At 64.6% G+C, this 12665-nt stretch carries 12 protein-coding genes; 5 read left to right on the forward strand and 7 right to left on the reverse strand.

Translation table 11 applies throughout. The features are described from left to right. The first annotated feature begins 41 nt into the window (after positions 1-41). Positions 42-398 (forward strand): chorismate mutase, encoded by a 357-nt coding sequence (locus Y707_RS0116875; protein WP_026535945.1) that lies wholly within the window; start codon positions 42-44, stop codon positions 396-398. A gap of 5 nt (positions 399-403) precedes the next feature. Next, positions 404-1423 (forward strand): uroporphyrinogen decarboxylase/cobalamine-independent methonine synthase family protein, encoded by a 1020-nt coding sequence (locus tag Y707_RS0116880; RefSeq protein ID WP_155853078.1) that lies wholly within the window; start codon positions 404-406, stop codon positions 1421-1423. 50 nt (positions 1424-1473) lie between these two features. Here the strand turns inward: Y707_RS0116880 and Y707_RS0116885 are convergent, their stop codons facing one another. The 7 genes from Y707_RS0116885 to Y707_RS27000 are packed head-to-tail and all read right to left on the reverse strand — an operon-like array spanning position 1474 to position 8712. Then, positions 1474-2157: a DUF4166 domain-containing protein gene (locus Y707_RS0116885; protein WP_026535947.1), complete on the reverse strand. Its 684-nt coding sequence runs from the start codon at positions 2155-2157 to the stop codon at positions 1474-1476. Continuing rightward, positions 2145-3128 carry a phosphotransferase family protein gene (locus Y707_RS0116890; protein ID WP_155853080.1) on the reverse strand — a complete coding sequence of 328 codons (984 nt, stop codon included), beginning with the start codon at positions 3126-3128 and terminating at the stop codon, positions 2145-2147. The genes Y707_RS0116885 and Y707_RS0116890 overlap by 13 nt, the downstream gene beginning before the upstream one ends. A gap of 11 nt (positions 3129-3139) precedes the next feature. Beyond that, positions 3140-4432, reverse strand: a complete 1293-nt coding sequence (locus Y707_RS0116895) for a DUF58 domain-containing protein (RefSeq protein WP_026535949.1) — start codon at positions 4430-4432, stop codon at positions 3140-3142. 8 nt (positions 4433-4440) lie between these two features. Further along, positions 4441-5496, reverse strand: a complete 1056-nt coding sequence (locus Y707_RS0116900; RefSeq protein WP_081744957.1) for an AAA family ATPase — start codon at positions 5494-5496, stop codon at positions 4441-4443. Further along, positions 5493-6755, reverse strand: a complete 1263-nt coding sequence (locus tag Y707_RS26995; RefSeq protein WP_051442134.1) for a DUF4350 domain-containing protein — start codon at positions 6753-6755, stop codon at positions 5493-5495. The genes Y707_RS0116900 and Y707_RS26995 overlap by 4 nt, the downstream gene beginning before the upstream one ends. Continuing rightward, positions 6752-7453, reverse strand: a complete 702-nt coding sequence (locus Y707_RS0116910) for a DUF4129 domain-containing protein (RefSeq protein WP_081744958.1) — start codon at positions 7451-7453, stop codon at positions 6752-6754. The genes Y707_RS26995 and Y707_RS0116910 overlap by 4 nt, the downstream gene beginning before the upstream one ends. An 8-nt stretch (positions 7454-7461) precedes the next feature. After that, entirely contained in the window at positions 7462-8712 is a 1251-nt protein-coding gene (locus Y707_RS27000) for a DUF7847 domain-containing protein (protein WP_155853082.1), read from the reverse strand. Positions 8713-8934: 222 nt separating this feature from the next. Here Y707_RS27000 and mtrA point away from each other — a divergent pair, with 222 nt between their 5' ends. From mtrA to Y707_RS27010, 3 genes are all read left to right on the forward strand, one after another. Continuing rightward, complete coding sequence (gene mtrA, locus Y707_RS0116920) at positions 8935-9612, forward strand: MtrAB system response regulator MtrA (RefSeq protein ID WP_026535952.1); 678 nt, start codon at positions 8935-8937, stop codon at positions 9610-9612. Between the two features lie 69 nt (positions 9613-9681). After that, positions 9682-11418 carry an MtrAB system histidine kinase MtrB gene (gene mtrB / locus Y707_RS27005; protein WP_081744959.1) on the forward strand — a complete coding sequence of 579 codons (1737 nt, stop codon included), beginning with the start codon at positions 9682-9684 and terminating at the stop codon, positions 11416-11418. A gap of 88 nt (positions 11419-11506) precedes the next feature. After that, the coding region (locus Y707_RS27010; protein ID WP_162150242.1) for an LpqB family beta-propeller domain-containing protein at positions 11507-12665 on the forward strand (1159 nt) is incomplete at its 3' end.

Genomic DNA, 12665 nt, shown 5'->3' on the forward strand with positions numbered 1-12665 from the left:
ATATTTGCCGCGGGTCCCGGCCCATCTGCTTAACTGGAGAGATGACTCATCCCAGCCGCGGCTATGATCCGGAGGCCAGCTCGTTGGCCGGAGAAGTTGACCCAGACGTGATGGCCGAACTGCTGGCCGTCCGGGGCAGTATCGACAACATCGATGCGACCCTGGTCTACCTGCTTGCGGAGCGGTTTAAGGCCACTCAACGAGTCGGCGTCCTCAAGGCCGAAAACAAGCTTCCGCCGGCGGATCCGGACCGTGAAGCAGCCCAGATCTCGCGCCTGAGGGCCTTGGCCGAGGAGGCCCAGCTCGATCCTGCGTTTGCGGAGAAGTTCCTGAATTTCATCATCTCGGAGGTCATCCGCCACCATCAGGCAATTTCCGCCTCCGGCAACGGCGAATGAGCCGGATGAGCCAACTCGTAGCCACGGCGCTGGGTTCCTGGCCCGGCACTGATCCGGCCGAAGCGATACGGGTGATACGCGGCGAGCTCGGTTCGCCGCATCTGCCCTTCCTGCCGCAGCTGCCGGACCGCGGTGTGGGTGCGGACGCTGTCGGGCGGACCGCTGCCCTGCTGGTCGAGCTCCCCGTGGATGTGCAGCCCCACGGCTGGCGCCTGGTCCCCCGGCCGGGGCAGGACTACCGGCGGGCAGTATCGATGCTGAGTACGGACGTCAACACCCTGGCTGACATCATCGGGGCCGAGGAGACCGCAGGGGGACAGCTTAAGCTGCAGCTCCGTGGGCCATGGTCGATGGCGGCAAACCTGCATCTTCATCATGGCGAGCGGGCATTGTCCGACGCCGGTGCACGGCGTGAGATCCTCGAGTCACTGACTGCCGGGCTGGTGGCGCATATTGGCAAAGTGGCTGAAGTTTCCCGCGGGGCGGATATCGTGATCCAGTTTGATGAGCCGGAGATCGAGCGCGTACTCAATGGCGGGATTCCGACTGCCAGTGGCTACCGCACCCTTCGGGCAGTGCCCGAGCAGGAGGTACTCTCCGGCTGGCGCTTCGCCGCCGAGGCCGCCCGGGGCGCCGGCGCGGTTGAAGTGGCCGTCTCCGCTCCGGCGGCCGGACTGCCATTGGAAAAACTGGATGAAGCAGGCCTGGATGCGGTCGGCCTTAGCCTGGATGGTCTTTCTCCCCGGCAGTGGGAGGATATCGCTGCCGCCGTGGAATCCGGCCGCAAACTCTGGGCAGGTGTAGCGGCGACACCCGACGCCGGTGGGACTCTGCCGGAGGTCAGCGCACTGGTCGAGGAGGTACTCGCTCCCTGGGGCAGGGTGGGGTTGCCCCTGCAGCAGCTGCAGCAGGTGCGGCTGACGCCGTCGTCCGCTTTGTCGCGCCACGCACCGAGGGACGCGAAGCGTGCACTGACCCGGCTGACCCAGGCAGCAGACGCGCTGAACCAAACCGCCGCAGGGTAGCGACACGGGGACAACTACACCTTGTAGCACAACCGATAACCAACCGGGGATCAGCCCCGGCTCTCCCAGCGCGCCGGCCGCGCCCGTTCCGGCAATGCCGCTTCCGCCGCCACGAGGGTGTAATCGAAGCTTCCGGCGTACACAAAGATGGCGCCGGCCTGAGGTTGGATGACTTTGGTCTGCACCCGGAAGTTGCCTGTTTCCTCGTCCCACCACTGTTCGGTGTACGCCTTCGCGTCGAGAAAGGCAGGCAATGCCACCCGCACCGGCCCGGCCAGGATCCGGGTCGCGGATGATTCGATGCGCAAATGTCCGGCCGCAGTCACGTCGAGGCTCAGGGCGGTGGCGAGGCGGCGGTGCCGGCCGACGTAGTCGAGCAGCCCGTGCCGCTGATCGAAAACCGTTGAGTCTTCAAAGACGCGGGTCCGGCTGCCGAAGTCCACCTGGCGGAGCGCGGTCAGCGACGCCCGGCCGAATGGATCAAGGTGGGCATGGTTCTCAATCGTGAACGGCACATCCCGGCCGAATTCGGGAAAGAACGTGTTCTCCGCGGCCGCCGGAGCCAGCGCCGGGCGCAGCCAGGGCATTGGGCAACCGACGACGTCGAACACGCCGGTGCCCAAACCGTAACTGCCGCTGCCGACGGCCAGTGAGAAATAGTCCCGCAGTTGGGGCTGGAGTTTGCTGTAGCTGGATCCGAGAATCCGCTGGTAGACCGACCTCACAGCTGCCAACCGCGCCGTTCGGCCAGCCACTCGATGATCAGGCCGGCGGTAAACCGGCCGTGCGGCCTGAGCTGCGGGCTGGTGGGCATGTCCGGTTTGGAGCCGTGGTGGATCATGTAGGCGCCGAGGATGGCGAGCCACGAGTCGACGTGGTTGGGATCGGCGCTGGCGGACAGCGATGAGCGCTGCAGCCAGGATCCGGGGTCGATACCATGCGGCCGGACATAGAGCAGCAGCGCGACCCAATCCGCCCACTCCGGGCCGGTGGAGAGGAAGTTCCAGTCGCAGAAGAGCGCTTTAGAGTCGGACGTGCGGATGATGATGTTGTCTGCCCGCAGGTCGTTGTGCAGCACCGCGTCTCCAGCCAGGGCTTCGTAGCTGAAATTGCACAGCTCCTGCAGCTCGCCCAGCTGGGCAGAGTTCAAGGCGGGGATGAACGACGGCGCCGCACCCGACCGCTCCAACGCTCCGAAGACGCCGCGAATGGAAGCGTCCTCACCGAACTCTTCCGCCATGGACCCGCCAGTGAACCCGGGCGGTAGCCCGGCCAGACCGGACTGGACCGAGACCAGGCTCTGATGGACCGCTTCCAGATCGGACTCCGTCCAGGGAGCGCCCGGCATGTAGCCGTGGACCGCTTCGAAACACAAAACCTGCCAGATCCCCGGATGGGCGCCACCTACCTCGACACTGTCGGCAGTGAGGAGCCGGGGCACGGGCAGCCCCTCCGGGAGCACGTCCAGAACGGCGGCCTCGCGCAGATAGGCGGGATAGATGAAGGTGTCCGACGCCGGTGCGGCCTTGGCGAAAATGCTACGGCCCGACCCACTGAGGACGGCGGCAAAACCGTGGGTGAAACCGCCGCCTGCCAGCGCGACGTCTTCCACCGGGACGCCGAGCTCCCCGGTGAGACGCCGCCGGACCTCGGCGGGCAGCTGCACCCAGGGCATCCGCTGGGCGGTTTTCGCGTATTCGAACATGCTCACCGACACTACAGCCGGCCGGTCGCTTTGAGCCGGATGTAGCGGTCGGCCAGCGCGGAGGGAAGTTCGTGCGGCTCGGCATCCACCACTTCCGCGCCCAGCTGCTTGAGCTGCTCGGTGATCGCGGTCCGGTCGAGAATTGCCCGTTCCGCCGCCGCGGCACGGTAAGTCTCCGCCGCCGTCGTCCGCTCCTCCCGCATCCGGCTCAACAGCGGATCACGGACCGACGCCACCACGACGGTGTGCTTGGTGGTCAGATGGCTCATTACGGGGAGCAATCCTTCTTCGGCAGCACCGGAGTCGAGGGAGGTCAGCAGCACGACCAGCGAGCGGTGCGGGGAAATGGCGTTGATCTGCGACGGGATCTGGGACCAGTCGGCTTCGATCAGCTCGGCATCCAGCGGCGCCATGGCCTGCACGAGATGGTTCAACAAGACGCCCTTGGAAGCGGATTCGACCCTGGCCCGGACACGCCTGTCGTAGGCGAGGAAATCGACGCGGTCGCCGCCGCGTTCAGCGAGCACCGCCAACAGCAGTGCTGACTCTATGCCAGTATCCAGCCGGGGCTCATCCTCGATCCGCGCCGCTGATGCACGCGAGGTGTCCAGCACGATCACCACCCGGCGGTCGCGTTCAGGGCGCCAGGTACGGACGACGACTGCCTGCCGCCGGGCGGTGGCACGCCAGTCGATGGAGCGGACATCGTCACCGCGGACGTAGTCGCGGAGCGAATCGAATTCGGTTCCCGCACCGCGGATCTGGACGGCGGCACGGCCGTCCAGCTCCCGGAGGCGGCGCAGCTTGGAGGGAAGGTGGCGTTTGGAATGGAACGGCGGCAGCACCCGCAGCCGGCCCGGGGCGGGGACGGTCAACTGGCGCGCGGCCATGCCGAGCGGACCATAGGACCTGACCGTCACATGTTTTGCGGCGAGATCGCCCCTGCGCTCCGGATGCAGCGAAACGTCCATCCGCCGCCGTTCACCCGGGGGAATGTCCAGCGCCTGGCTGGGATTCCGTGCCCCGGCTGAAGGTTGCCAGCCGTCCCGGACGAGGCCCCGCAGGCGGCGGGTACCGTGGTTGGCAACGGTCAGCGTGCTGACGCAGTTTTCGCTCAGCCGGACGCTGTCGGGCAACTGGCGGGTCAGGCCCACCTTCCGCACCGATGCGGCCAACGCCATGTCGCCCCCGGCCAGCAGGATCAGCAGCACGATCCAGACCAGGATCGTCAACCAGTGCGGAAACAACACCACTGTGGGCACGCCCAGGAGCGCCACGAGCACCAGCCGTCCGGTAATCGCCATGTTTGGTCCTAGCGGGGAACGGGAACGGTGGCCAGAATGCTGCCCAGGACGTCATCGACGTCGACCCCGTCCATCTGCGCCTCCGGGCGCAGCGCCACACGGTGGCGGAGGGCCGGCATGGTCAGCACCTTGACGTCATCGGGGGTGACATAGCCGCGTCCGGACAGCCACGCCCAGGCGCGCGCGGTTTTCAGCAGCGCCGTGGCACCACGCGGGGAAACACCAAGCTGGAATGACGGCGCCGCCCGGGTTGCCCGGACGATGTCCACGATGTAGCCGAGCACCTCGGGCGAAATAGTGACGGCGGCGACGGCGGCGCGGGCGTTTTCCAGGTCTTCGGCGGAAGCCACCGGCCGCACGCCCGCGGCCATGAGGTCACGGGGGTCGAAACCGACGCTGTGCCGGCGGACCACCTCAATCTCATCCTCGCGTCCGGGCAGCGGCATTGTCAGCTTCAGCAGGAACCGGTCCAGCTGTGCCTCCGGCAGCGGATAGGTGCCTTCATATTCCACCGGGTTCTGGGTGGCCGCGACGATGAACGGGGACGGCAGTTGGCGGGACACGCCGTCGACGGAAATCTGGTGCTCCTCCATCGCTTCCAGCAGTGACGCCTGCGTCTTAGGTGGCGTCCGGTTGATCTCGTCCGCAAGCAGGATGTTGGTGAAGACCGGGCCTTCGCGGAAGGAAAACTCGGAGGTGTGCGTGTCGTAGACCAGCGATCCGGTGACATCGCCGGGCATCAGGTCCGGCGTGAACTGCACCCGTTTGGTATCCAGGCTCAGGGCCGCGGACAAGGTGCGCACGAGCAAGGTCTTCGCCACGCCGGGGACACCTTCGAGCAGCACATGGCCCCCGGTCAGCAGGGCAATCAGCAGACCGGTCACCGTTGATTCCTGGCCGACGACGGCCTTGGCGACTTCGGCGCGCACGTCCAACAGCGCACCCCGCACCGGGTCGTTGTCCGGCTGCTGTGCCGGCGCCGCATCACCGTCAGGTCCGGTGTCCTGGGCAGGTGGGTATTGCTGGGAGGGGTATTGCTGAGCGTCGGGATGCTGCGCACTCATCTGGCTGTTACCTCTTTCTCTAACGTTTCCAATTCCTGTGCCCAGTGAAGCAGACCGGCATCACTGTCCGGCTGTTCCCGCAGCAAAATCCTGCCGACGTCGGACTCCGGCAGCGTACTCGCTTCGGACGCGGCGCGGGCAACGGCTTCCGCGTCTGCTCCGGAGCCCAGCCTGAAATGGGTGGCAAGGCGGGTCAGTGTTCCGGCCCGGAGATTCCCGGCTGCCCGGCGGAACGCCCTCGAGTCCTGGTACAACCTTGCCCTGCCCTCGGCGGTTTCCGCGGCCTTGGCGGTGACCGGCAGCGGTTCGAGGACGAGTGGACCGGTCCGGCGCGACTTCCAGATGATCCCCAGCAGCGCAACGATGAACAACCACACCATAGTCAGATTCACCCATGGGGGAACCAGTTCGCCCACGGAAGGGGCGGCGTCGTCGAAAGCGATGTCGGTCAGCGAGGGCTGGTACCAGATCAGTGTGGGGTTCGCGCCCAGGGTCCTCAGGGTCAGTGCGGCGTTGCCGTATTGCGGCAGTGCGGCGTTGCTCATGATGGCCGGATTGCCGATCACCGTCACACGGCCATCCTCCGACTGCACATACGATGCGGATGCTCCGGCCTGTTCATTCTGGACGAAGTAGCACATCTGTCCGCCGCGGTAGGCTGATCCACCGCGGTCGATGGGGCCGGCGGCCACCGGGTCCTCGAGGGAGCACCGGGGCTTCAACGTAGCGGGTGAATCCTCGTCGCCGGGTGTGGGGACGACGCCGGCGGAGTTGATTTCGGGAGCAAAACTCTCCAGAGCCGGAAGGGTCGGCTCCAAAAGCACGACCGTCGCTTTCGTTTCCGAGAGCCGCGCGAGTTGCTGGTCCATCAATAGCTGGAGGCGGTCATGGATGAGGAGCGTGGTCTCGCCTGGAATCGGTCCCCGCAGCGCATCGATCGTCCCGGTCAGCGTCTCCGTGGGTATTACCTCGACGCCCTGCTCTTCCAGGATTTGGGCCGCAGCCATAGCGCCATTCGGGGCCGAATTGCCGGGGGAGAGGATTCCCCGGTCGCTGCCACCGGAGGAAAAGATGAAGCTCAACACCAGCACGACGACGGTGGCCGCCGCGATGAGGATCCAGAACTTCCATTTCCGGAACAGCGCCGCCAACGTCTGTCCGGTGCTTCCGCCGGCGGAGAATTCGGACGGAACCGGTGCTGCCTGTGGAGGACCAGTCTGTTCATCACCGCTGCGCTCGCGGACGTCGACCCCGTTCATCGTGGGGCCACGGTTTCCGCCGCGGCGCCGAGGTATACCGGGCGGGTGTCCAGCAGTTGTGAGTCCAGCCGTACCAAGCCGTCGAACAGCGCCTGGTCTGCCGGGCTGTTGCCATAGCGGACGCCATTGAAGGTTGAACCGGCATCGCGCAACTGCGGCGCCAAGGACGGAAAAGCCCTGCACAGCCGTGAAGCTACTTCTTCGGCGGTGCGGCCGGGTTGCGGGTCGATGACCGCCCGCTCCTCGGCGGATCTGACGATGGCACGGAACTGCTCAGCGACGGCGGCGCCGAAGGCGTCCTTTCCGGCGGCTGCCCGGGCGGCACTGCGGTGCTGCTCGGACGTCAACGGTGTTTCGGCGTCGAACACTTCACCGTCCATTGCCTTGGCGGGGTTCAGGCGGGGTTTGACGAGCCAGATGGCCAAACCGATCAGCACCGCCACGGCCACCACGATAACGACGATCCCGAGGTTGGCATTGACGCCCTGCAGATCCTCGAAGAAGGACCTAAGCCAGTCGAGGACGGCGGCCACGATCCGGTCAAGAAGCGACGGCTTGGCCTCCTGGTAGACAGTTTTTGCCAATTCGTCCAGAGCCCACTGACGGGCCTCGTCGCGGTCCGGCAGCACCGGAACTTCCATGGGGATATTGACGGATCCAGGCTTTCCAGCCAAGGCAAATGCGGGGGAGTGCTCCATGTCGAAAGTCAGATACCCCGTCCCTGGTTGGGTCCCGGGTTGGGCAGCGCGGACGGCCCCGGACTGGAAGAGCCCGCCAGCCGTTCAGCCTCCTTCATGAGGACGACGTCGAAGCCCTCGTGCCGCATCCGCAGGTCGACATAGAGCAACGCTGTCACTCCGGCTTGGAAGGCGTAACCTATAGCGGCAAACAGGGTCGAGATGAGCGCCGAAATGAGTGTGGTTATCACGGTCATGAATATGACGTCTTCCGTCGTCGACGTTTCCATCGTGCCGGCGCCGATAAAACTGATAAGGAACTCCAGCGGAACGGTGACCACAGAGGTCACGATTCCCACGATGATGACGGTGAGCGCGACGATGCCGAAAGTGCGCCACCAGTTGCCCTTCACCAGGTTCCAGGAACGCCGGATGGAGGCGAAGATGCCGATGTTCTCCAGGACGAGGGCTGCCGGGGCCAGCACGATCTTGATTCCAGCCCAGATGCCGGCGGCAACCATGGCGAGCACCAACGGCACGACGATCCAGCCTGACAGGTCCGCTACGCTGACCAGGACGACGCCCAGCAAGATGGTGGCAACGAGGACCGCGATGGTGGCCAGCAGCACAACCGAGGCGAGCCCAACGAGCGGCCAAATACGGCCCTTCGCGCGCGCCCACATGTCCTTGAAGCTGGTTTGCTCATTCAGGATGGAACGCGAAACCGGGATCACCAGGACCCCTTGCAGCACAAAAACGCTGGCGGAGTCGAGCAGGCCAATCAGCAGGAAAGCACCGATAGCACCGGCACCGAAACCAAGGCCGGCAGCAGTTGGCATTCCATCCGGCTGGATGAACGATCCGATATCGGCGCCCAGGCCGAAGAATATCGCGGCGGTAAGTCCCATCAGGATGACGATGACCAGTTGGAAAAGTACCGCCGATCCAAACATCGCCTTGGCGTTCTTCCGCGTGGCTTGGAAAGCGCCGTCTAGAACCTCGCCGAGCCCGAGTGGCCTCAGCGGGATGATGCCGGGTTTGGGAGGGGCGACGTAGCCGGGAAATCCGCCATTGGAGCCGGGCCGTCCCCACTGCGGCTGCTGCCCCCACTGCGGCTGTTGGCCGGGATAGGGTTGCTGACCCGGTGCTGGCTGCTGCCCCCATTGCGGCTGCTGGCCGGGTTGCTGCTGCCCCCACTGTGGCTGCTGCCCCCACTGTGGCTGCTGCCCCCACTGCTGTTGGCCTCCCTGGCCGGGTGGGTGGTGTGGGCCGTTACTCATTAACGTTCTCCCCGTTTCTTCAACGCTGACAAGCCCCAGTCGCGGTCCCTGCGCTGATCAGTATCAGCCTATAGTTTCCTGCCGACACTTCATAGGAAGCGGCCCTGACCTCTTCCCTGAGCCGGAAATTCCCCGACATCTGAGCGGCATTCAGAAGTACTGTAAGGGCCAAACCGTGTCCTGAGGCGACAATCGACGCTCAATAGTGACAACATGTCTTTTATGAAGGGACGCATTCTGGTCGTAGACGATGATGAAGCGCTGGCCGAGATGATCGGTATCGTGCTGCGAAATGACGGGTTTGAGCCGGTTTTTTGCGCTGACGGCAATGAGGCTATCAGTGTATTTAACAATTCAAAACCGGATCTGGTGCTGTTGGATCTGATGCTGCCGGGGGTCGACGGGATAGAGGTCTGCCGCAAAATCCGCGCCGAGTCCGATGTCCCCATCGTCATGCTGACCGCCAAGACCGACACCTCCGACGTCGTCCGCGGACTTGAAGCCGGTGCCGACGACTATGTACCCAAGCCGTTCAAGCCGGCCGAACTCGTGGCCCGCGTGCGTGCCCGCCTCCGCCCTGGTGATCAGAAGGCGCCCGAGACACTGCGGATTGCCGACGTCGTTATCGACGTGGCAGGTCACGTCGTCTACCGGGGCGACGAGCGGATTTCGCTCACCCCGCTGGAGTTTGACCTTCTGGTGGCCCTGGCGCGGAAACCGTGGCAGGTTTTTACGCGGGAGTTGCTCCTGGAGCAGGTATGGGGATATCGGCACGCGGCGGACACCCGCCTGGTCAATGTGCACGTGCAGCGGCTTCGGTCCAAGATCGAACGCGACCCGGAAGCGCCCGAGGTCGTGCTTACCGTGCGCGGCGTGGGTTACAAGGCCGGTCAAGGTTAGTCAGGCGCGCCTGCTTCACGGCATTTGAAGCATATGGTGCCGGTAGAATGTCCGTGAGAGGTCTGGTGCATGAGCCATAGCGATACGGGCATGTCCGCTGAACCGCAGCGGCTTCAGCGCTTTCGTGCTGCCCTCGAGTCGTCCAAGGCACGGCTGAGCGGTCTCCGCCGGCACACCTCGCGGCAATGGCACCGCTCTCTACAGTTCCGCACCGTGGTGGCGACTGTCTTGCTCACCGCGATGGCCTTCGTCGGCGTGGGGGCATTCCTGTCCGGCCAGATCGCGCAGGGGCTTTACCAGGAACGGTTGAATACTGCGCTGGACGAATCGCGCCGCGGTTCCACAACCGCGGAAAGCATTTTCGACGGCGCTATCGGCAGCGACCAGGCCACCACCACCGAAGTGGTGCTGGAAGCGCTTGTGCAGCTTCAGGGCTCGTTTGAGGACTCAGAGCGGGGCGTGCTGCTCACCCCAGTGATTAATGGGGATCCGGAGCAGCTCTGGATCGGTGCCCGCACGGCGGGGGCGGCATTCGAGGCGACAGACATTCCAGAGGATCTGCGGACCGAGATAGCCGAGAGTACTGAGGACAGGCTGTATTACCGGCCGCTGTCCGTCATTATCGACAACGAAACCGTGCCCGCTATCGCCGTTGGGACCAAAGTCACGCTGCCCCCGGGAAACGAGTACGAGCTCTACCTGATCTACAACATTTCAGCCGCCCAGGAGACGCTCGACTACATCCACCGGTCACTATGGATTGCCGGAAGCGTATTGCTGCTGCTGGTCGGAACGATCGCGTGGTTCGTCACCCGCGCCGTCGTCGGACCTGTGGGCCATGCGGCGGACGTGTCCGAAAAGCTGGCGGCCGGTGAGCTCCAGGAGCGGATGGAAGTGCGCGGCGAGGATGAAGTGGCCCGCCTGGGCGCTTCCTTCAACCACATGGCGGACAACCTGCAGCAGCAGATCACCCAGCTGGCCCAGCTCTCGCACATGCAACAGCGGTTCGTGTCCGATGTCTCGCATGAACTCCGCACACCGCTGACCACTGTCCGGATGGCGGCGGAAGTGCTCTACGAGGCCCGCCGCGACTTTGACCCGGTCAACCAACGTTCTGCGGAGCTGTTGTACGTCCAGGTTGAACGCTTCCAGGCCCTGTTGGCTGACCTTCTTGAGATCTCCAGGTTTGACGCCGGTGCCGCGGTGCTGGAGTCGGAGTCCACCGATATCTTCAGCGTGATCCGGCATGTCATCGAAGGCGCCCAGCCGTTGGCGGACAAATCCGGTTCAGACGTGCGGATTGTGTCGTCAATGGAACGTTGCGTTGTCGACATGGATCCGCGCCGGATCGACCGGATTCTGCGGAACCTTCTCCTGAATGCGCTGGAGCACGGTGAGGGCCAGCCCATTGAGGTACTGGTCGAGGCCGACGACGAGAGTGTTGCCGTGGCGGTGCGCGACCATGGAATCGGCATGAGCGCCCTGGATGCCTCGCGTGTCTTCGACCGGTTCTGGCGTGCTGATCCAGCCCGTGCAAGGACCACCGGCGGCAGTGGTCTCGGGCTGTCCATCGCGACCGAAGACGCGCGCTTGCACGGCGGCTGGCTGCAGGCCTCCGGCCGTGAAGGCAAGGGTTCTTGCTTCCGGCTGACGTTGCCACGTAACCGTGACGGCGTCGTCGAACATTCACCAATTCCGCTGCCGCCTGCGGATTTCCTGGACGGCGGGAACAATGACGTGTCGCCGAGCTCTTTGGCGTCCATCGATTCTGTGGCGAAGGAGACCAGTGACGAAGTCAAAACCTAATCCGCCGGCCTCCCCGGCTCTGGCCGATCGAACAGGCGCATCCGGTCTTCGGCTGGCCGCTAGCAGCGCAGGGCGGACAATGTCCCGGATGCGTGTGCTGATGTCGGCCTGTCTCGCCGTCGTTCTGCTGTTGTCCGGATGCTCAGCCATTCCTTCCAGCGGCCCCGTGCAGGTGAGTGAAGATCTCCTCAGCGACGAGAACGAGAGCTCGGTCGGATTCAGTCCTATGGGCCCGCAGGAGGGCGATTCACCCGAGGCGATCGTGGACGGTTTCATCAATGCCGGCACGGGCACCGAGAACAACTACCGGACGGCGCGGCAGTTCCTCGCCCCTGGGATCGCCGACTCGTGGCGCCCTGATGTCCGCACGCTGGTTTACCGGGGCATTCCGAATATCATCGAGGGCGCCACTGAGAACACTTTCTCGGTGACGCTCGACCTGGTCCGCACTGTCGACGCGGAAGGCATCTCGCGCCCGGTCTCGGAAAGCGGCACAGACACGGTGGAATACTCCCTGACCCAGCTTCCCGGCGGGGAATGGAGGATTTCCGAGGCTCCGGACGGCATCATGATGTCCACGTCCGAGTTCTCGGAGGTTTTCGATCCGCACAACTTGTATTTCTACAGCCCTAATTACAGGTACGCGGTTCCGGATGTCAGGTGGTTCGCCCTCGGTCCTTCCGTGCCGGCGTCGTTGGTCCGGGTCATGCTCAATGGACCCGCCCCGTATCTGAAGGGCGCCGTTATCAGCGCCTTCAACGACGGTACGACGCTGGCCAGCCCATCGGTAGCCGTCGATTCCGGGATGGCCCTGGTCGACCTCACCCCCGGAGCCACCGAGGGAGCCTCGCAGCTGCAACGGCAACGGATGCAGAAGCAGCTGGAAATGATGCTCCTGCAGCTGAACAATGTCAGCTCCGTGGAGATGACCGTGGGGCAGCGGGAGGTGGATCTGCCCGAGGACTCTGAGCGCGTGTCACCAGTAATGGATCCGCAGGTTCCAACCGTGCAGGCGATCGTCCAGGACAAGAAACTCGCCCTGTATGAGGGTCTGGAAGTCTTGCCGGCGGGCGATTTGGTTCCGATAGCCGACCTTTCCCCGCGTGATCCCGCCATTTCCTATAACGAGCGGCTGTTCGCCTTCTTGAACGGCGACCGCAGCCAAATGTTCATCACGGCTGCTGGAATCGGAGTGAACCAGGTACTGGCAGGGAAGCGGCTGACCGAGCCGTCGTTCGATCCTTACG

The sequence above is a fragment of the Arthrobacter sp. H14 genome, assembly GCF_000520495.1.
GTDB lineage: Bacteria > Actinomycetota > Actinomycetes > Actinomycetales > Micrococcaceae > Arthrobacter_C.

Bases quoted from the DNA above. Each gene is read 5' to 3' on its own strand.
- Y707_RS0116875 (WP_026535945.1), top strand. From the start codon at position 42: ATGACTCATCCCAGCCGCGGCTATGATCCGGAGGCCAGCTCGTTGGCC.
- Y707_RS0116880 (WP_155853078.1), top strand. From the start codon at position 404: ATGAGCCAACTCGTAGCCACGGCGCTGGGTTCCTGGCCCGGCACTGAT.
- Y707_RS0116890 (WP_155853080.1), bottom strand. From the start codon at position 3,128: ATGTTCGAATACGCGAAAACCGCCCAGCGGATGCCCTGGGTGCAGCTG.
- Y707_RS0116895 (WP_026535949.1), bottom strand. From the start codon at position 4,432: ATGGCGATTACCGGACGGCTGGTGCTCGTGGCGCTCCTGGGCGTGCCC.
- Y707_RS0116900 (WP_081744957.1), bottom strand. From the start codon at position 5,496: ATGAGTGCGCAGCATCCCGACGCTCAGCAATACCCCTCCCAGCAATAC.
- Y707_RS26995 (WP_051442134.1), bottom strand. From the start codon at position 6,755: ATGAACGGGGTCGACGTCCGCGAGCGCAGCGGTGATGAACAGACTGGT.
- Y707_RS0116910 (WP_081744958.1), bottom strand. From the start codon at position 7,453: ATGGAGCACTCCCCCGCATTTGCCTTGGCTGGAAAGCCTGGATCCGTC.
- Y707_RS27000 (WP_155853082.1), bottom strand. From the start codon at position 8,712: ATGAGTAACGGCCCACACCACCCACCCGGCCAGGGAGGCCAACAGCAG.
- mtrA (WP_026535952.1), top strand. From the start codon at position 8,935: ATGAAGGGACGCATTCTGGTCGTAGACGATGATGAAGCGCTGGCCGAG.
- mtrB (WP_081744959.1), top strand. From the start codon at position 9,682: ATGAGCCATAGCGATACGGGCATGTCCGCTGAACCGCAGCGGCTTCAG.